Source organism: Streptomyces sp. NPDC048718 (assembly GCF_043198875.1).
Classification (GTDB): Bacteria; Actinomycetota; Actinomycetes; order Streptomycetales; family Streptomycetaceae; genus Streptomyces.
The window spans coordinates 199,089-217,427 of sequence record NZ_JBICVG010000006.1 but is presented as its reverse complement, the minus strand read 5'-3'; the positions used below and the strand labels follow the sequence as shown (position 1 = coordinate 217,427).

Below are 18,339 nucleotides of genomic sequence, written 5' to 3'. Positions count from 1 at the left end.
CCCAGGCCACACGATCTCCCTGTCACACCACAGGGAGGTGAATGAGGTGACCACACCCATCCTCGTCGAGGGCCACATCAGCTCGGCCCGGCTCCACGGACACGCCTGCTGGCACTGCGGCGCCGCCGACAGAACACTCACTCCGGCCGGCACGGTCGTGCGGCCCGACTGCGACCAGCAGTGGACGGTTGTCTCCTGCGGCTGCCGTCCCACTCTTGCCCCACCACTTCACGAGAGCGCCGACAAGACACACGGGCGCCGCCGGATCGTAGAGACGACCGCCGTGGTGACCCGGGTGGAGCGACGGGCGGCCGTGGCCCACTGGCTCCTGAGCGCGGCCCCCGACCAGACGACCGCTCGGGCCGAATGGAGGGATTACGGAATCGCGGTTCTGGCGTGCGGCTCTGTGCTCTCCGCGGTGCGGGTGCCCGGCGCGCTGGTCTTCGCGGCGGCGGGTACCGAAGACATCGCCGAAGCGGACGTCTTCCTGAGCGGCTGGCTCGACGGTGGCGCGGTCGTCATGGACATCAGCAGCAGGCTCTACTACTTCCTCGTGCCTGCCTCCACCAGGTGCTGGTGGGAACCGAAGGAATACCCGCTCGTGGAATGCCTCGGCCAGGGGGCGTACCTGGGTGTGCCGGTCGTCAGCCACACCACGCCGGACGGGCGCGCGTACTGGGCCGTCGGGATGGACTCGCCCGGCGACCTGTGCTGGCCGGACGAGGTCGCGTCCCTGCTCCGCCGGGGGCAGGAGGCGATGAACACGCGGGCCACCACCGCCTGAGCAGACCTCCGAGACGACGAGCCGTGACGTGACTGAGCCCGCACGGCAGGTGTTGCACGTCCTGGTCGTCCTCGGAGCCCTCGTCCGCATCGCGCTCGGCACACCCCTCTGAACTCCCGCCCGCTGGCCACCCGGTGGGCGGGAACGGGCGCCGTCCGCCACGGGCCGGAGCCGCGCCCGCATCCCATCACTGTCCGCACGGCCAGGTCATGCACCACCCATCGAATGAAGGGACTGGAACATGAACGAGGACATCACCCGCTGGGCGGTCGTTTCCGGCGACGAGGAGAACAGCCAGGGCGAGACCGGCGACGGCTCGGACGGCTCCGAGGGCAACCCCTCGACCGGCCGCTCCGACAACTGAGAACAAGTGCTGACCGTCGGCTCCGCTCTGACAGGGTCGGGGCGGAGCCGACACCGTGAGGAGCGAAGGAATGGCGCGGAGCATTGCCGACGCGGGACGGGTCACCCTGTTCCCTCTGCTGCACACCTGGCCCGATGTCTACGGCATGGTCGCGTACACGACCACCGGGCATTTCGGTGACACAGCCGTCATGGGGTACATCCCGGTCCCCGAGGTCCCGGACGTCTCGCTGCTCGACGTGGCGGCGAGGCACCTGACCACGAACGCCGACCGTGCGGCCTGCGCCTCATGGGCGCTGTGCACCGGCTGGAGCGCCCGCCTGGTGAAGAAGGTGGGCACGCTGGATCTCGCCGACACGAAGTGGGAGCTGGAGATCGACGCCACGACAGCCCCCAAGGAACAGGTGTACGGGCACAACCGTCTGCATGTAGGACGGTTCTCCATGCCGGACGACGAACTCATGGACCGGGCGCGAACGCTCCTGCCTGCCCTCGCCGACTGAGCCTCGGACCGCCCCGGCCGGGGCTACTGCTTGGGGTCATGGCCAATGCCCTACGAGGTCCCTCTCCGGGATGCGCGCCCACCAGATCATCAGGTGGAAGTCAGCGGCCAGCCCGAGGACGAAGACCCCCGCGCCTGCGGGGAAGACAGCAGGACCATCGCGCCGGCCAGGCCCTGGTTCGGAACACCCCCGCGCCTGCGGGGAAGACGTGTGCCCGGGGACCTTCTGGCCGTCCTTCAGCGGAACACCCCCGCGCCCGCGGGGAAGACTACGCGGCGTCGAGCACTTCCAGGTCGCTCATCGGAACACCCCCGCGCCCGCGGGGAAGACTCTGACCTGCACCTTAAAACTGGCTTTGCTCGCTCTTTGCCGTCAAACGAGCGGCAGGTAGCCACTCGTCCGACCGCACGCCCCCCACCCTAACCCGCAGCCGCACCAACCCTCCCCCGGCCCGACCAGTCAGACCCGCGGCCCCCGCGCCCCCGGCCCACCAGCACCCTCCGCCCGCCCCGCCCCGCCCGCACCCTCCTCGTTCAAGCGGCTGTGCCTGCGCCCGTAGAGGAAGTAGACGACGAAGCCGATCAGCATCCAGACCGCGAAGCGGAACCAGGTCTCGGCCGGGAGGTTGAGCATCAGCCACAGGGAGGCGGCGATCGAGAGGATCGGGAGGTAGGGGACCCACGGGGTGCGGAAGGAGCGGGGGAGGTCCGGGCGGGTGCGGCGGAGGACGATGACGCCCGCGGCCACCACCACGAAGGCGAAGAGGGTGCCGATGTTCACCAGGGTCGCGAGTTCGTTGATGCTGGTGAAGCCGGCGACGATCGCGATGATCACGCCGAGGAGGATGGTCGGCCGGTACGGGGTCTTGTAGCGCGGGTGCGTGATGGAGAAGAAGCGCGGCAGCAGTCCGTCGCGGCTCATCGCGAAGAACACCCGGGTCTGGCCGAGCAGCAGGATCAGACAGACCGTCGTCAGGCCGATCGCGGCACCGAAGCTGATGACACCCGCGTAGAAGGGGTGACCGACGGCCTTGAAGGCGTCGGCGAGCGGGGCGTTGACCGACAGTTGGCTGTAGTGCTGCATTCCGGTGACGACCAGGGCGACCGCCACGTACAGGAAGGTGCAGATGAGCAGCGAGCCGAGGATGCCCCGGGGCATGTCGCGCTGCGGGAGCTTGGTCTCCTCGGCGGCGGTGGCGACCACGTCGAAGCCGATGAAGGCGAAGAATACCACGGAGGCGGCGGTGAAGATGCCCATGACGCCGAAGTTGGTCGGGGTGTAGCCGGAGATCAGCTGGATCAGCGGTGCGGTCCAGTCCGAGCCGCCGCCGGGTGGGGCCGTCGCGGGCGGGATGAACGGCTTGTAGTTGTCGCCGACGATGAAGAAGAGCCCCGCGATGATCACGATCAGGACCACCACCACCTTGATCGCGACGACGACGGTCGTGATCCGCGCCGACAGTTCCATGCCGAGGACGAGGACGGCGGTGAGCACCAGGACCAGGACGAAAGCGAGGATGTCGAAGGTACCGCCGGGCACGTCGGGGCCTTGCAGGAAGAGAGGCAGGTGCCAGCCGATGTTGTCCATGAGCGACTGGACGTAGCCGGACCAGCCGACGGCGACGACGGCCGTGCCCAGAGCGAATTCGAGGACGAGGTCCCAGCCGATGATCCAGGCGGGCAGTTCGCCGATGGAGGCGTACGCGAAGGTGTACGCCGATCCGGCGACGGGGACCGTCGAGGCGAACTCGGCGTAGCACAGGGCGGCCAGCGCGCAGACGATGCCGGCGACGACGAAGGCGATGGAGGTGGCGGGACCCGCGTTCTCCTTGGCGACCTTGCCGGTGAGGACGAAGATGCCGGTACCGATGATGACGCCGACACCGAAGACGGTCAGGTCCCACGCGGAGAGGGACTTCCTGAGCGCGTGTTCCGGCGCCTCGGTGTCACGGATGGACTGTTCCACCGATTTGGTACGGAATATGCCGGTGCGCGCGCGAGTCCTCTCATCCGTGCTCACGTCGTACCTCCCTGCCTGGGGGCGCTGCCGTCTGCCCGTGCTTCAGGCCAGAATGCACGCGGACCGCCCGGTCGGCACTCCGGGACGAGACCGCCGCACAGGACCCACGGGACGCACGGACCACACCAGCGCCCTTGGCCCCGCACCCCGGCGCCCCTCCCCCCATCACCCACCCGAGCGTCACCGGCGCGCGTCCGTCCGGGGGGTGTTTGGCTGGTCGGTCCAGGGAGGGCGGCCCGGTGCCATCCCCCCGTACCGACCGACACCAGCAGCGATCGGACAAGCAGGGGCTCGCGGCGCTGCGGGGCGCGTCTTCCGTGGCCGTCGAGTTCGACACCCAGCGGCGCCCGAACACCCGAACAGGTGAATGAGTGAACGGGTGGATTCCGCCGGAAGGTGCACCGGCCGCCGGTTCCCCACACCAGGGACGGCAGGCATGGGAAGGGCCGGTCGGCTCTCCCTGAAGAGTGCCGACCGGCCCTGGGTGAAGCAGGGGTGGACCCGTCAGGATGGACGACGGGTCGGGGACCCGGGATCCAGGGCCCGGGTTCCCGCCCCGGGGCCGGGTCATGGCCCGGACTGCGAAAGGCCAGGGGCCGAGGGGGGTCAGGGCCTGGGAGGGGAACCCGTCAGTTCCGGGCCGGCCCCGCCAACTTCGCCGAGGCCCGTCGCCTCGCCAATCTTGCCGAGGCCTATCGCCTCGCCGGCCTTGCCGGGACCTGTCAGACCCGGGCCGGCTCCCTGCCCCGGGCCGACTTCGTCACCCCGTCAGGTCTCGCCGGCCCCAGACCGCCCCTCGCCCCGCCACCTCGCCGGAGCTCCGAGCACCGACCTCCGAGCACCCAGCGCCCGGCTCCGGTCAGTCCCGGACCGGCTCCGCCACCTTCTCCTTGGCCGCCTTGGCCTCGGCCGCCCCGTCACCGTTCGCCCGCGCCGTACCGGGCTCGAAACGGCCGTCCAGCCGCGAGACCAGTCCGGTGACCTGCCGGGCGATGTCCGGAGCCGTCAGGCCGATCTCCGCCAGCACCTCACCGCGCGAGGCGTGGTCAAGGAAGCGCGGCGGGATGCCGAAGTCGCGCAGCGGTACGTCCACACCCGCGTCGCGCAGCGCCTGCGAGACGGCCGAGCCGACACCGCCGACACGGCTGTTGTCCTCGACGGTGACGACCACCCGGTGCTGCTCGGCCAGCGGGGCGAGGGCCTCGTCGACCGGCTTGACCCAGCGCGGGTCGACCACGGTGGTGGAGATGCCCTGCTGGTCGAGGAGACCGGCGATCTCCAGGCACATCGGGGCGAGCGCGCCGACCGAGACGAGCAGGACGTCCGGCCGGTCGGTACCGGCCTCGCGCAGCACGTCCATGCCGCCGACCCGGCGCACCGCCGGAACGGCCGGACCGACCGCGCCCTTGGAGAAGCGGACCACGGTGGGCGCGTCGTCGACCTCGACGGCCTCGCGCAGCTGCGCGCGGACCTGGTCGGCGTCGCGCGGCGCGGCGAGCCGCAGCCCCGGGACGACCTGAAGGATCGACATGTCCCACATACCGTTGTGGGAGGCGCCGTCGGTGCCGGTGACGCCGGCCCGGTCCAGGACGAAGGTGACACCGCACTTGTGCAGGGCCACGTCCATCAGGACCTGGTCGAACGCGCGGTTGAGGAAGGTCGCGTAGACCGCGAACACCGGGTGCAGTCCACCGGTCGCGAGACCGGCGGCGGAGACCGCCGCGTGCTGCTCGGCGATACCGACATCGAACACCCGCTCGGGGAATTCCTTCGCGAACTTGTCGAGACCGACCGGCTGGAGCATGGCCGCCGTGATGGCGACGACGTCCTCGCGCTCCTTGCCGAGCGCGACCATCTCGTCGCCGAAGACACTGGTCCAGTCGGCGCCGGAGGAGGAGATCGGCAGACCGGTGTCCGGGTGGATCTTGCCGACGGCGTGGAAGCGGTCGGCCTCGTCCTGGAGCGCGGGCTGGTAGCCGCGGCCCTTCTCGGTGAGGCAGTGCACGATGACCGGGCCGCCGAAGCGCTTGGCGCGGGTCAGCGCGGACTCCAGGGCCTCCATGTCGTGGCCGTCGATCGGGCCGACGTACTTCAGGCCGAGGTCCTCGAACATGCCCTGCGGGGCGATGAAGTCCTTCAGGCCCTTCTTCGCGCCGTGCAGGGTCTCGTAGAGCGGCTTCCCGACGACCGGCGTGCGCTCCAGGATGTCCTTGCCGCGGGCGAGGAAACGCTCGTAGCCGTCCGTGGTGCGCAGGGTGGCCAGGTGGTTGGCGAGGCCGCCGATGGTGGGCGCGTACGAACGCTCGTTGTCGTTGACGACGATGACGACCTGACGGTCCTTGGCGTCGGCGATGTTGTTGAGCGCCTCCCAGGCCATGCCGCCGGTCAGCGCGCCGTCACCGATGACGGCGACGACGTGGTCGTCCTTCTTCAGGATCTTGTTGGCCTTGGCGAGGCCGTCGGCCCAGCCGAGGACCGTCGAGGCGTGCGAGTTCTCGATGACGTCGTGCTCGGACTCGGCCTGCGAGGGGTAGCCGGACAGGCCGCCCTTCATCTTGAGCTTGGAGAAGTCCTGGCGGCCGGTGAGCAGCTTGTGGACGTAGCTCTGATGACCGGTGTCCCACAGGACGCGGTCGCGGGGCGAGTCGAAGACGCGGTGCAGGGCGATGGTCAGCTCGACCACGCCCAGGTTGGGACCGAGGTGCCCGCCGGTCTTGGAGACGGCGTCCACGAGGAAAGTCCTGATCTCTCCGGCCAGCTGCTCCAGCTGTTCCGAGGAGAGCCGGTCCAGATCTCGCGGTCCCCTGATACGGGTCAGCAGGGCCACCCGTGCCTCCTTGCGTTTGAACTGGTCGAGCTTGCCGATTGGTCGAGTCTAATGTTCCGCCCTGACCCGCGGGCATCGGGTTGGCGGATCGCCACCATCCGGATGGCCGACAGCACACTGGTCCGGCCGGCCCCCGCACTCATCCGGACGCAGCAGCGCCCGGCGCCGGTTCGGGCGCCGGGCGGAGTGTGACGATCTCGACGAAACCGCCGAGAAATGTGTCACACCGCTATGGGTGATTTTCCGGGCGTACCCGGACAAGAGTGGCCGCGAGTCAGGGGCGGATCAAGCGCGGCCGGCCGTCTTCTGCGTACGGCGGGAGAGCGAGTCGATCACGACGGCGGCGAGCAGCACCGCGCCGGTGATCATGTTCTGGATCGAATTGGACATCCCGATCATGTTCAGGCCCTGCTGAATCGACTGGATCACGATCATGCCGAGCAGCGCGGACCAGACCTTGCCCCGGCCGCCGAAGAGGCTGGTGCCGCCGATCACGGCCGCGGCGATGACCAGCATCAGGGTGTTGCCGCCGCCGAGGCTCTTGGTGGCACCACCGGACAGGCTCGCGATGAAGAGCCCGCCGAAGGCGGCGAGGGTGCCGGAGATCGCGAAGACGGCGATACGGACGCGGTCCACGTTGATGCCGGCGCGGCGGGCCGCCTCGGCGTTGCCGCCGACCGCGAAGACCTTGCGGCCGAAGACGGTACGGCGGGCGACGAAGTCGGCGCCCACCAGGACGGCCAGGAAGAGCACGAGGGCGAGCGGCAGGCCGCGGGCGCCGGCGGGCTCGTTCATGACGTACGCCGCGACCAGGACCAGGACCGCGAAGAGACCGCTGCGCAGCAGGATCTCGGCCATCGGGCGGGCGGGCAGCCGGGCCGAGCGACGGCGGCTCCGCTCGCGCAGCTGGGTCAGGATGTGGAGGGCGATGGCGACCAGCGCGAGACCGTAGGCGGCGATCTTGTCGGCGAAGAAGTAGCCGGTGAGGTTCTCCACCACGCTGCCGGACGGCGCGTTGATGGAGCCCTCGCCGCCCATCAGCCACTCCTGAAGGCCCATCCAGCCGAGGAAGCCGGCCAGGGTGACAACGAAGGCCGGCACGCCGAGCTTGGCGAAGAAGAAGCCGTGCAGCACGCCGATGACGGTGCCGCTGAGGATGGCGAGCGCGAGCGACAGCCACTCGTTCACACCGTTGCTGACCTGGAGGCCGGCCCAGACGGCGGCGCCGACGCCGGCGACCGAGCCCAGGGAGAGGTCGATCTCGCCGAGGACGAGGACGAAGACGATGCCGACGGCCATGATGCCGAGGCCGGAGGCGTAGACGGCGACGTTGGCGACGGAGCCGGCGGAGAGGAAGTTCTCGTTCTGGAGCTGGAAGACGATCGCGATGACGATCAGGCCGAGGATCACCGGGAGCGAGCCGAGCTCGCCGCCCCGGATCTTGCGGGTGAACTCGGCCCAGTACCCCTTGAAGCCCTCCTCGCGGACGAGGAGGCGGGGGTCGACGGCCGGAGCGGCCGGAGCCGGGGCGGGGGTCGGAGCCGGGGCGGGGGTCGGAGCCGGGGCGCCGGCCTGGGCCGGGACGGTGGCGGACGGCCTGGGGGCGTCCGGTGTGGCCGCGGCCTCGGGCGTGCCGTCGGCGGGGGTCTTGGCGAGGTCGCTCATCGGGCGTCCTCCTTCACGGCCGTACGGGCCTGCCTGCGGGTCACGGCGTTGTCCGTGGCACCGGTGATGGCGGCGATGATCTCTTCGTGGCTGGTCCCGGCGACCGGGAAGACGCCGTTGTTGCGGCCGAGGCGGAGCACCGCGACCCGGTCCGCGACGGCGCGGACGTCGGCCATGTTGTGGCTGATGAGGATGACGCCGTGGCCGCGCTCGCGCAGCCGCTCCACGAGGTCGAGCACCTGGGCGGTCTGCTCGACGCCGAGGGCGGCGGTCGGCTCGTCCAGGATGACGATCTTGGGGTCGCCGATCAGGGCGCGGGCGATGGCCACGACCTGACGCTGACCGCCGGAGAGCGCCGCGACGGGGATACGGACGGACGGGATCCGGATCGACAGGGTGTCGAGCAGTTCCCGGGCCCGCTGTTCCATGGCGATCTCGTCGAGGACCGGGCCGGTGCCCAGTTCGCTGCCGAGGAAGAGATTGGCGACGACGTCGAGGTTGTCGCAGAGCGCCAGGTCCTGGTAGACGGTGGCGACGCCGAGGTTCTGGGCGTCGTGCGGCTTGGTGATCTGGACGGGACGGCCGTCCCATTCGATGGTGCCGTCGTCGATCGGGTGAACACCCGAGATCGTCTTGACGAGGGTCGACTTGCCGGCTCCGTTGTCGCCCACCAGGGCGACGACCTCTCCGGCATGGATCTCCAGGTCGACATCGGTCAGCACCTGTACGGCGCCGAACCGCTTGGAGACCCCGCGCAACGCCAGCACGGGCGCGGCAGCGGACACGTGAATCATCTCCTTCGCCCGCCCGGACGGGCGGGGCGTGGGGGGCAGGGAGAACGGCGGGGTGTGACGCGCGAGCGGAGAAAAGTCCGGCGCCCCGCCCCCGCTTGCGGGGCGTGGAATCGGGGCGGGTGCGCCGGACCGGTCCGGTGTGCCGCTCGTGCCGTTCCGCGAAGCGTACGACCCGTACGGCGCGTACAACTCGCGCGACTCGTACGGCTCTTACGACTCGAACAACTCGCTTGAACCGCAAGGGCGTTGAGCTTGTACGTCTCGTACGGACCGCGCGGGCCTACAGCTCGTAGCGCTCGTACGACCCGCGCGGCCGTTGAACTCGTGCGGCTCGTACGACCCGTACAGCTCGCACGGCTTGCACGACTCGTACGGCTCGCGTCACTCGCGTCACTCGTGCGGCGGCGGCCGGCCGGGTTCGTCCGGCCGGCCGCCGGGCCGGGGCTACTTGATGCCCGCCGCCTCGCAGGCCGCCTTGTACTCGGCGGTGCAGATGTCGGCCGCCTTGTAGACGTTGTCGGCGATGACCGTGGAGGCGATGTTCTCCTTGGTCACGATCTGCGCGTCGTACAGCTTCGCCGGGATGCCCTTGAACTCGCCGGTGAGGCTGGTGACCTTGAGCGGGGTGAGGTCGTCCACCTTCTCGCCCTTGAGGATCTTGACCGCGATCTCCGCGGTGGTCTCGGCCTCGGGCTTGATCTGCTTGTAGATCGTGAAGGACTGGTCGCCCTTCAGGATGCGCTGCAGACCGGCGAGTTCAGCGTCCTGACCGCCGATCGGGACCTTGATGCCCCCCTTGGCGAGGGCGGTGATGGCGCCGCCGGCCATGCCGTCGTTGGCCGAGTAGACGCCCTGGAAGCCGCCCTTGCCCAGCGAGTCGATGGCGGCACCCATCTTCTTGGCCGCCTCGTCCGGGGACCAGTCCGGGATGTCCTGCTCGTAGACGATCTTCTTCACGCCGCTGTCGAGGACGCTGTGGGCGCCCTTCTTGAACAGCGGGGCGTTGGGGTCGGTGGGCGAGCCGTTGATCATGACAACGTTGGCATCCTTGGCCTTGTCGCCCAGCGCCTTCACCAGGCCCTCGCCCTGGAGGCGGCCGATCTTCTCGTTGTCGTAAGAGACGTAGGCGGCGATCGGGCCCTCGGTGAGGCGGTCGTACGCGACGACCTTCACGCCCTTCTTCTCCGCCTGCTGGATCCAGGGCTTGGTCGCCTTGTAGTCGACCGCGTCCAGGATGATCACCTTCACGCCCTGGGTGACGAGCGCGTCGAACTGCTTCTTCTGCGTCTCGGTGTCCTGGGCCGCGTTGTTGTACTTGACCACGCAGTCCGAGCACAGAGACTTGATCTTCGCCTCGATGATCGGACGGTCGAAGGTCTCGTAACGCGTGGTCTTGTTCTCCGGAAGGAGCAGGCCGATGGTCTTGCCGTCGCCGCCCGCGTCGTCCGAGCCGCTGTCGCCGGCCTTGCCACAGGCGGAGAGGGAGAGGGCCATCGACAGTGCGGCCGTGCCGATGACGACGCGACGCGTCATTGCGTTCATGTGGGGTTGCCTCCCTGACGAGGCCGCGACGTCGCGGCCGAGGTGGCTGGCAGTCAACTCGGCCCCAGAGTCGGCGTCAAGGAGTAAATCCTTAACGAGATGACAACGGTGCCATCCGTTATCTAAGTGAAGGCATCCGCGACCCCGTTCCACTCCCCGCCCCGGCGGTCACCACGGGAGCCGCTCCGGCGGTCGCCCCGGCCGCCGCCCCAGGAGTCACTCCCGTGGTCACCCCGACGATCAACCGACGGCCGGCGTCCCGATGGCGGGCATCCCGGCTGCCGGCGTCCCGGCGGTAGGCGTGCCGACGGTGGGCGTCCCGGCTCCGGCTGCGCTCACGGTGTGCCCAGCGCGTTCTCCAGGAGCGTCGAGTCACCCGTCTCGCTCAGGACGAGCGCGAGCGCGCCGAGCACCTCGGCCCGGCCGCCCAGGGCTCCCGGGGCGAGGACGAGCCGGCGAGCGGCGCTGGGGATCGCGTAGCGCGCGACGGAGTCCCGGATCGGCGCGAGCACCAGCTCGCCCGCCTCCGCGAGATCGCCGCCGAGGATCACCCGGCTCGGGTTCAGCAGATTGCAGAGGCTGGCCACGGCGCTGCCGATGTGCCGCCCGACGTCGGCGATCACCCGGCGGCAGCCGGGGTCGCCCTCGCGGGCCAGCTGGACGACCCGTTCCATGGTCAGATCGGGGCCGTGGGTGGGCTGGAGCAGTGGCAGGACGTAGCGGGCCGCGGCGAAGGTTTCCAGACAGCCGCGGTTGCCGCAGCGGCACACGGGGCCCGACTCGTCGAGGGTGATGTGCCCGATCTCGCCGGCCGTGCCGCCCGGCCCCCGGTAGACCCGGCCGTCGATCACCAGACCGGCGCCGACCCCGCCGGCGACCTTGATGTACGCGAGGTCCGAGACACCCCGGCCGCTGCCCCAGACCAGCTCGCCGAGCGCGCCCAGGTTGGCATCGTTGTCGACGTGCACGGGGACGCCCAGCCGCTTCGAGAGCTCATCGGCGGGGCTGATCCCGCTCCAGCCCGGCAGGATGGACGTCGAGCCGAGGGTCCCCGAGGAGACGTCGATGGGGCCGGGCACACCGAGGCCGACGCCGACGAGCTTGTCCCGGCGGATCCCGGTCGCCTCGATCAGCCCCTTGACCAGGCTTTCCGCCCGGTCGAAGCCTTCCGCGGAGGAGGCGTCCACATCCAGCGGCTCGGTCTTCTCGGCGAGCACCTGGTGGGCCAGGTTGCCGATCGCGACGCGCAGGTGCGTATGGCCGAAATCGACCCCCACGACCACGCCCGCGTCGCCGCTGAGCGAGACGCTGCGGGCCCGGCGGCCGCCGGCGGAGGTCGGGGTGACCTCGACGGTCCCGCCGTCCTTCAGCTCCCGCACGATGTTGGAGACCGTGGCTGCGGACAGACCCGTCGCCCGGGCGATCTCCGCCTGGGTGAGCGATCCCGCCATACGGACGGCTCGGACGACCCGTTCCAGATTGGCCCGGTGCAGAGAGGACTGCGAACCCGGAGTCTCCATCGACTCAACTCCACCCTACGTCGCGTACAAGTTGTGAACTCCAAGCTCCGCTGTCGGGCTCGTCGTCGTCAAGTCCTCGACGGTGGCCGCATGCGGAAGCAAAAGGTCCGACCCCGGGGTCGATGACCCGGAGCCGGACCGTGTACGCGCCCGTCCGTCACCCGCCCACGCTGCGGCGATCGGGTGACGGCCTTGTGCCGGCTGCTACTTGAGGGTGGCGGAGGTCAGACCCGCCTGGACCTGCCGCTGGAAGGAGAGGTAGACCACCAGCATCGGGATCATGGCGATGGTCACACCTGCGAACAGTACGGGCAGGTCCGTCTCGTACCCCTGTTGCTGCTGGAGCTGGATGAGACCCTGAGTGAGCACGTACCGCTCCGGGTCGCCGCCCTTCTGTGGCTGCATGAGCACGGTCGGCAGCAGGAACTGGTTCCACTGCCCCAGCGTGTTGAAGATGCCCACGCTGATCAGGCCCGGCTTGGCCATCGGCAGCATCACCTGGAAGAAGGCCCGGGAGTGCGAGGCCCCGTCCAGGATCGCGGCCTCGAAGACGGCCGTCGGCAGCGTCCGGAAGAACGCGTGCATGAAGAAGACGGTGAACGGCAGCGAGTACGCGACGTACACCAGGATCAGGCCCTGGTAGGTGTTGAGCATCCCGAGCATCTTCACCATGAAGAAGAGCGGGACGAGGGCCAGGAAGACCGGGAACATCGCGCCGGCGACGAAGAAGTAGTAGATGATCCGGTTGCCCGCGAACCGGTAGCGCGCGAGTACGTACGCGGCCATGGAACCGAACAGCATCGTCAGCGGCACCGAGAACACCAGGACGATCACGGTGTTCAGGAAGTAGTCGCCGATGCCCTTGTCCCAGGCGCGGCCGAAGACGTCCAGGGACCAGTTCGACGGCCAGCCGAAGGCCGATCCGGCGATCTGTCCGTCGGTCTTGAAGGAGCTCAGTACCAGCCAGATCAGCGGCAGCACGATCAGCAGCGCCCACAGGGCGAGGAAGCCGTGCGAGAAGACGTTGAGGACGGTGCCCTCGCGGGCCGGGCCGCCGCCGGGCCCGGGGCCGCCGCTGCCCCGGCCGGTCCCGCGCTGCCGGGGGATGCCCGTGCCGCCACCCTGGGCGGGGGCCGTGTGGGAGGTCGGTCCGGCGCTCGGTCCGGTGGTGGTTCCGTCGGCCGGCCCTGTGGCCGGAGTCCGGTCGGACTTGTCGTGGTGTGCGGTCATCGTCGGTTCTCCCGCTCAGAACTCGAGGCGCTCGCGGCGGGTGGCGCGCAGCGTGACGACGGACAGGATCAGGGTGAGCAGCAGCATGACGACGCCCATGGCGCAGGCGTAGCCGCTCTTGCCGAAGATGAGGAAGTTCCGCATCATCACGGTCGACATGACCTCGCTGTGGTGGTCCGGGCCGCCGCCGAACTCGCCGCCGGGCGCGGTCATGGTGGAGACCAGGATGAACATGTCCATCGCGACGATGCCGAGGTAGACCCAGGCGGTCTGGACGGAGTCCCACAGCAGCGGCAGCGTGATGCGGAAGAAGGACTGGGCGCGGCCGGCGCCGTCGATGAGCGCGGCCTCGTAGATGTCCCTCGGGATGGACTGCATGGCGGCGGAGAACAGGACGAGGTAGAAGCCGACGCCGTGCCAGACGACGACCGCGAGCAGGGCCCACAGGACGTAGTTCGGCTCGTTCAGCCACTCGACGGGCTGTTCCGCGTCGACCAGGCCGATCTTGATCAGCAGGCCGTTGAGCATGCCGCCGGAGTCGCTGCGGTACACGGCGCCGAAGAGCACCGCGAGGATCGCGAGGGAGAGAACCTGCGGGAAGAAGTAGACGATCTTGTAGAACTTCGACCCGGCGACGCCCGCGACCCCGCCCGCCCGGCCGCGCCCGCCCGCGTTCAGCATGAACGCGAAGAAGAGCGCGAGCAGGATGGTGATCACCGGGACGAACACCAGATACAGGATGTTGTGCCAGACCGCGCCCAGGAAGACGTCGTCCTTGGCGAGCGCGACGTAGTTGTCGAGACCGACGAAGGAGAAGTCCTGCGACTGTCCCTGCCAGTCGGTCAGCGAGTAGCCGAACGTCTGGATGTACGGCCAGATGACGAAGACCAGATAGAGGGCCACGGGGATGAGGAGGAATCCCGTGACGAACGTGTACTGCCCTTTGCGCATGGCGTTCCTGTCCTGGTGTTCCCGAGTGGGGGGTGACCGCGCGACCGCGCGGCGGCCGCTCGTACGACCGGGTGGCGGCCGGACGGCCGTGCGCGGGCCGGGCGGCGTGACCGGGTGGCGGCGCGACGGCGACTCGTACGACCGGAGTGACGGTCGTACGACCGACTGCCGGACGTACGGCCGTGAGCCGACCGGACGACCGTGAGCCGGACGGCCGTCGGCCCGCGGGCGCTACGGCCCAAGGGCGCGACGGCCGCTGTCACTTGCCGCGTGACCGCGTGACCGCGTCGTCAGTCGCGGTGGTTCTTCTTGGCGGCCGGGGTCTTGGCGGCCTTGTCGACGGCCGCCTGGGCGCGCTTCAGCCACTCGGCGGGCTGGATGCGCTTGGCCATCAGCTCGTTGGAGGCGTTCTGGATCTCGGTGTCCATCTCGCTGTACCACTCGGTGTACAGGAAGCGGAACGTGTTGGTCCCGGCCTTCTTGGACGCCTCGACGGTGGACTGGGTGCCCGGGCGGAGCTTGACGTTCGGGTCCACGCCGTCGGCGAGGATGGTGAGCGAGTTCGCCTCCTTGGCGAAGAGCGACGACCACTCCTTGGAGAGCATCATCCGCATGAACTCCTGCGCCTCGGGCAGGTTCGCGGCCTTGGAGGGGATGATGAACGGCTCGCCGGAGCCGGCCCGGATCGCCTCGTACGGCATCGCGCTGCCCGGCAGCAGCGGCATCGGCATGAACTTCATGTCGAAGTCGTCCGGGGTCTGCTTCAGCTGCTCGTTCTCCAGCCAGGAACCGCTGGTGATGAAGGCGGCCTTGTACTGGTTCCAGCGGGTCTGCGACTCGGTGTGGGTCAGGCCGTTGGTGCCGGGCATCAGGTAGCCCTTCTCGACCACCTCGTACACCGCCTCGACGGCCGCCTTGGCGGCGTCGGAGCCGACGAACGCCTTGGGGTCGAGGTTGTCGATCGCCTTCATGGCGTCCAGACCGCCCTTCTTGGCGATCAGGTCCATGATGGCGACGTTGATGTAGTACGGGTACTTGCCCTGGTGGGCGAGGCCTCCGATGCCCTGCTTGGTGGCGTCCTTGCAGATGGCCAGGAAGTCGTCCCAGGTCTTGGGCTCGCTCCAGCCCTTCTCCTTGAAGAGCTTGCCGGAGTACCACAGGCCCCACACCGTGTAGATGTAGTTGAGGGCGACGGTCTTGCCCTCCAGGACGCCCGCGTCGAGGGTGCCGGGGATCAGGGTGTCGCGGACCTTCTTGCTCGGGTCGTCGATCGACGGGGCGTCGAGGACCGCGGCGAGGTCGAGCAGCTGGCCGTTCTTGTTCAGAACGTCGATCTTGATCTTCTGGGCGCCGGAGTCGTCGATGATGTCCGGCGGGTTGCCCGCGTTGAAGCGGGGCTGGAGCTTGCCGGTGATCTCCTGGGTGCCGGTGTGGGACGCGGTGACGCCCCACTTCTTCTGGAAGCTCGCCTCCCACGCCTTGGCGTAGTCGTCGCCGTATCCGCCCTTGAAGACGACGACGTCGAGCTTTCCGCCCTTGGCCACGCCGAACGGGTTGTCCTTGGTCTTCTCGCCCTTGGGCTTGTCCGACTTCTCGTCACCGCCGCCGCCGGAGGCGCACGCGGACAGGAAGCCCATGGCGGGCACGGAGATCAGACCGAGTGCGGCGGAGCGCTTGATCAGATCACGGCGGCCGACGCCACCCTGGTCGGGGGTGCCGCTCGGGGTGCTGTTCGGGGTGTCGTTCTGGGCGGAGGTGGATCCCATGCTCAAGTCCTCGCCTTCATTCAGGACTCAGGCGGTGTACCGGTCGCCCGTACCGAGTTCGCCTCAGGCGAAGGGCCCCGCCACCGCGGTCAATTGCAGCTGGGTCATGCAGGCGTCGGGCCGTCGCCGACTGCTCGGAACGACGGGCGGGACGCCGACAGGTATAGTCCACTTCCCTTCGCCGGAGCAAGATCGATGCGGTGTTTACCCGGCAGTCTTCTCCGAGTTGAGACCTCTGTTCGCCAACTGGCCGGTATGCGCGCCGAATCGGCCGGATCACGTGCGTGGCGTTCCGCCAACGATCTTGACATTCCTGGATACTTGCCTGCTTTCCCCGCTCCTGAAACTCTCCCGCCCCTCCGCACCCGCACTTGTTTCCGGACATGCGGAAGGACCCCCTCCCTTCAGCGGGAGAGGGCCCTGGTGTTGCCACTGCCGACCGGTGGTCGGCGGTCAGACGGCAGTCGGCGGCCGTGCGCCACCGACCGCCGGCCGATCAGCCGTAGACCCACGTTTTCGACCATCGCCGAGGCGGGCGGATCCAGTCGGCTGGTCGTGCGCGGCGCGTGGCGCATCATCTCCACACGCGCCGACCACGCCTCGGCCGAGCGCTCCGCGCCGAGCGCGTCGCCGAGCCTGACCAGCCCGTCCATGCGGCGGACCACACAGACGACGCGCCATGGCGACGTCTCGACGAAGTGGTCGATCACAAAGACCCGCCAGCTTTCATGACGCTTCGCCCCTCTTGCCGTCAAGACGGCCAGAAGCCCCACCGGAGTGGATTTCCGTCGGGGCTTCTGGCTCATTTGGGCGCTCTCGATAGCCGTGAAGACGAATTCTTCAACGAAAATCAAAACCAACCCACGAAACTAAAGGCTGTCAAGCCAGCGACGTGCCGCAGCGCTCTCAGCCTGGTGTCCGATTTCCCCTGTCGCCATCCATTCGGCGAACTCGCGAAGGACTTGCGAGTTACCGGGCCCCTTCAGTACGAAGGTGCTGATCGCGGACTCCCAGGTGGTACCGCAGGAAAGAACTGATCCATCAAGCGAGAGCATACGAAACTCAGGGCGACAGTACCCGCTTCCGAGCGGACCTGAAGCACCTCTCCCCATGACGTCCCAGGAGTCCTGCAATTCCACGCAGACCCACCGCGAAGGACCATCCTCCTCAGGGGTGAGCGCAACCAGGAACCGGCGATCGGCCTCGGTAAAAAGACCTGCTTCGACTGACATTCGATACCAGTCCGCGTTCGCCTTTTCGAGCAACAGCGGGTCCCCGATGTCGATCAGGGACTCTATCCGGCCGTCCTCAGGAGGACAGCTGGGTGCCTGACCGGTGACGAGTGGGGGAACGAGCCCTTCCAAGTCGCCACACTCCTCCAGCACCAGGAGACCCGCTGCGGCAAGAGACACCTTCAGCCCCATTTCATTCGTCTCGGGATTTATCCGGCATCGGCACGTACCGGTCGAGAAAGTTGGCGTAGGGGTACTCGATCGCATTGTTGTAGTCATGACCGAGCACGTACCCGACAACCCCATCACTTCGCACGAGCACGCGAGTCAGGGTCGCGGGCGAGCTCACACCAGTAAGAAGATGGCCACAGCGAACCAATCGCCGCTTTCGTTCCCATTCACTCTGAACCAGTCGGGCTGTTTTTCTTTGATGTTGTAACGCTGGACGACCCGACCGCTTTCAATTCCGTTCACCATGTTGTGAACTTCCTTCGGAAGCTTGGCCCATGCCTGCCATTCGGCAGCGATCCGCTTGTCCCCCACATCCCGGTGATACGGATCGCCCTCGAACGCGGGTGACACAGGATTCTTGCAATTATTCTGCACCAGAACCGGCGTCGTACCAGCCCGCACATAGAACGTGTGCAGCTGGTTGTCGGTCAGGTTGTAACGCGTGGCCTTGCCCGGGGCCCAGTGGACCTTGAGCACGCGGAGCGTGCGACCGTCCGGGGTGGTGAGGGCGTGGCCGACGATCAGCGAGGCGGCCGAGGCGGGCGCCGGCGTCCTCGCCGGTGCCCGGGTCGGCCGCGTTCTGAGGTGTGCCGCCCTTCTTCGGGGCTCCCGCGTCGGCGTTGTCGCGGCCGTCGACGACCACGGCCCCGACCAGCGCGGAGAGCGTGTGCCTGGGCACCTCGAGCCAGTCGGCCCAGGCCGCCCAGGAGCGGTCGTCGCGGGTGGGCGTTTCGCCGACGTCGAGCACCACGGTCCGGATCACGGTGTGAACCTACGGCCGCGGGAATGGGGGGGGGGGGGGGGGGGGGGGGGGGGGGGGGGGGGGGCGGGCGGGCGGGCCGGGCGGGGGCGGGGGGGGCGGGGGGCGGGGCGGGCGGCGGGGGGGGCGGGGCGGCGGGGGGGGGGGCGGGG

14 protein-coding genes and 1 pseudogene are annotated in these 18,339 nt (G+C 69.0%); 3 read left to right on the top strand and 12 right to left on the bottom strand.

The annotated features are described in order from the left end of the window. Positions 1–46 precede the first annotated feature (46 nt). The 3 genes from ACGFRB_RS13700 to ACGFRB_RS13690 all read left to right on the top strand — a co-directional run bounded on the left by ACGFRB_RS13700 (position 47) and on the right by ACGFRB_RS13690 (position 1,650). Positions 47–784, top strand: coding sequence for a hypothetical protein (locus tag ACGFRB_RS13700; protein WP_393242793.1), 738 nt, complete (start codon positions 47–49; stop codon positions 782–784). Positions 785–1,025: 241 nt separating this feature from the next. Further along, positions 1,026–1,148 (top strand): hypothetical protein, encoded by a 123-nt coding sequence (locus tag ACGFRB_RS13695; RefSeq protein ID WP_393242791.1) that lies wholly within the window; start codon positions 1,026–1,028, stop codon positions 1,146–1,148. A 70-nt stretch (positions 1,149–1,218) separates the two neighbouring features. Then, positions 1,219–1,650 (top strand): hypothetical protein, encoded by a 432-nt coding sequence (locus tag ACGFRB_RS13690; protein WP_393242789.1) that lies wholly within the window; start codon positions 1,219–1,221, stop codon positions 1,648–1,650. Between the two features lie 459 nt (positions 1,651–2,109). Here ACGFRB_RS13690 and ACGFRB_RS13685 read toward each other — a convergent pair whose 3' ends face one another. The 12 genes and pseudogenes from ACGFRB_RS13685 to ACGFRB_RS13630 form a co-directional block, all read right to left on the bottom strand. Next, positions 2,110–3,669 carry an amino acid permease gene (locus ACGFRB_RS13685; protein WP_393242787.1) on the bottom strand — a complete coding sequence of 520 codons (1,560 nt, stop codon included), beginning with the start codon at positions 3,667–3,669 and terminating at the stop codon, positions 2,110–2,112. Between the two features lie 859 nt (positions 3,670–4,528). Continuing rightward, complete coding sequence (gene dxs, locus ACGFRB_RS13680) at positions 4,529–6,496, bottom strand: 1-deoxy-D-xylulose-5-phosphate synthase (RefSeq protein ID WP_363010426.1); 1,968 nt, start codon at positions 6,494–6,496, stop codon at positions 4,529–4,531. 285 nt (positions 6,497–6,781) lie between these two features. Further along, positions 6,782–8,161 (bottom strand): sugar ABC transporter permease, encoded by a 1,380-nt coding sequence (locus ACGFRB_RS13675; protein ID WP_393242785.1) that lies wholly within the window; start codon positions 8,159–8,161, stop codon positions 6,782–6,784. Further along, a complete protein-coding gene (locus ACGFRB_RS13670) occupies positions 8,158–8,955 on the bottom strand; it encodes an ATP-binding cassette domain-containing protein (protein ID WP_361224083.1) in 798 nt (265 codons plus the stop codon). Before ACGFRB_RS13670 ends, ACGFRB_RS13675 begins: the two co-directional genes overlap by 4 nt. 444 nt (positions 8,956–9,399) lie before the next feature. Next, complete coding sequence (locus tag ACGFRB_RS13665; protein ID WP_393242783.1) at positions 9,400–10,497, bottom strand: sugar ABC transporter substrate-binding protein; 1,098 nt, start codon at positions 10,495–10,497, stop codon at positions 9,400–9,402. 335 nt (positions 10,498–10,832) lie between these two features. After that, positions 10,833–12,017, bottom strand: a complete 1,185-nt coding sequence (locus tag ACGFRB_RS13660) for an ROK family protein (protein WP_393242781.1) — start codon at positions 12,015–12,017, stop codon at positions 10,833–10,835. Positions 12,018–12,221: 204 nt separating this feature from the next. After that, the gene (locus ACGFRB_RS13655) at positions 12,222–13,247 is read right to left on the bottom strand and encodes a carbohydrate ABC transporter permease (RefSeq protein WP_393242779.1); all 1,026 of its coding nucleotides are present in this window, start codon (positions 13,245–13,247) and stop codon (positions 12,222–12,224) included. 15 nt (positions 13,248–13,262) lie between these two features. Further along, positions 13,263–14,198, bottom strand: a complete 936-nt coding sequence (locus tag ACGFRB_RS13650) for a sugar ABC transporter permease (protein WP_361224075.1) — start codon at positions 14,196–14,198, stop codon at positions 13,263–13,265. 290 nt (positions 14,199–14,488) lie between these two features. Then, a complete protein-coding gene (gene ngcE / locus ACGFRB_RS13645; protein WP_393242776.1) occupies positions 14,489–15,964 on the bottom strand; it encodes an N-acetylglucosamine/diacetylchitobiose ABC transporter substrate-binding protein in 1,476 nt (491 codons plus the stop codon). 404 nt (positions 15,965–16,368) lie between these two features. After that, positions 16,369–16,824, bottom strand: coding sequence for a hypothetical protein (locus ACGFRB_RS13640; protein ID WP_393242774.1), 456 nt, complete (start codon positions 16,822–16,824; stop codon positions 16,369–16,371). 717 nt (positions 16,825–17,541) lie between these two features. Then, positions 17,542–17,904 carry a hypothetical protein gene (locus tag ACGFRB_RS13635; RefSeq protein ID WP_393243129.1) on the bottom strand — a complete coding sequence of 121 codons (363 nt, stop codon included), beginning with the start codon at positions 17,902–17,904 and terminating at the stop codon, positions 17,542–17,544. Between the two features lie 133 nt (positions 17,905–18,037). Beyond that, a pseudogene (locus ACGFRB_RS13630) lies at positions 18,038–18,190 on the bottom strand (HAD family hydrolase); the annotation flags it as partial. Positions 18,191–18,339 lie beyond the last annotated feature (149 nt).

What these genes read in the sequence shown, in the direction of transcription:
- ACGFRB_RS13695 (WP_393242791.1), top strand. Translation starts at nt 1,026, where the DNA reads ATGAACGAGGACATCACCCGCTGGGCGGTCGTTTCCGGCGACGAGGAG.
- ACGFRB_RS13690 (WP_393242789.1), top strand. Translation starts at nt 1,219, where the DNA reads ATGGCGCGGAGCATTGCCGACGCGGGACGGGTCACCCTGTTCCCTCTG.
- ACGFRB_RS13675 (WP_393242785.1), bottom strand. Translation starts at nt 8,161, where the DNA reads ATGAGCGACCTCGCCAAGACCCCCGCCGACGGCACGCCCGAGGCCGCG.
- ACGFRB_RS13670 (WP_361224083.1), bottom strand. Translation starts at nt 8,955, where the DNA reads ATGATTCACGTGTCCGCTGCCGCGCCCGTGCTGGCGTTGCGCGGGGTC.
- ACGFRB_RS13665 (WP_393242783.1), bottom strand. Translation starts at nt 10,497, where the DNA reads ATGAACGCAATGACGCGTCGCGTCGTCATCGGCACGGCCGCACTGTCG.
- ACGFRB_RS13660 (WP_393242781.1), bottom strand. Translation starts at nt 12,017, where the DNA reads ATGGAGACTCCGGGTTCGCAGTCCTCTCTGCACCGGGCCAATCTGGAA.
- ACGFRB_RS13655 (WP_393242779.1), bottom strand. Translation starts at nt 13,247, where the DNA reads ATGACCGCACACCACGACAAGTCCGACCGGACTCCGGCCACAGGGCCG.
- ACGFRB_RS13650 (WP_361224075.1), bottom strand. Translation starts at nt 14,198, where the DNA reads ATGCGCAAAGGGCAGTACACGTTCGTCACGGGATTCCTCCTCATCCCC.
- ngcE (WP_393242776.1), bottom strand. Translation starts at nt 15,964, where the DNA reads ATGGGATCCACCTCCGCCCAGAACGACACCCCGAACAGCACCCCGAGC.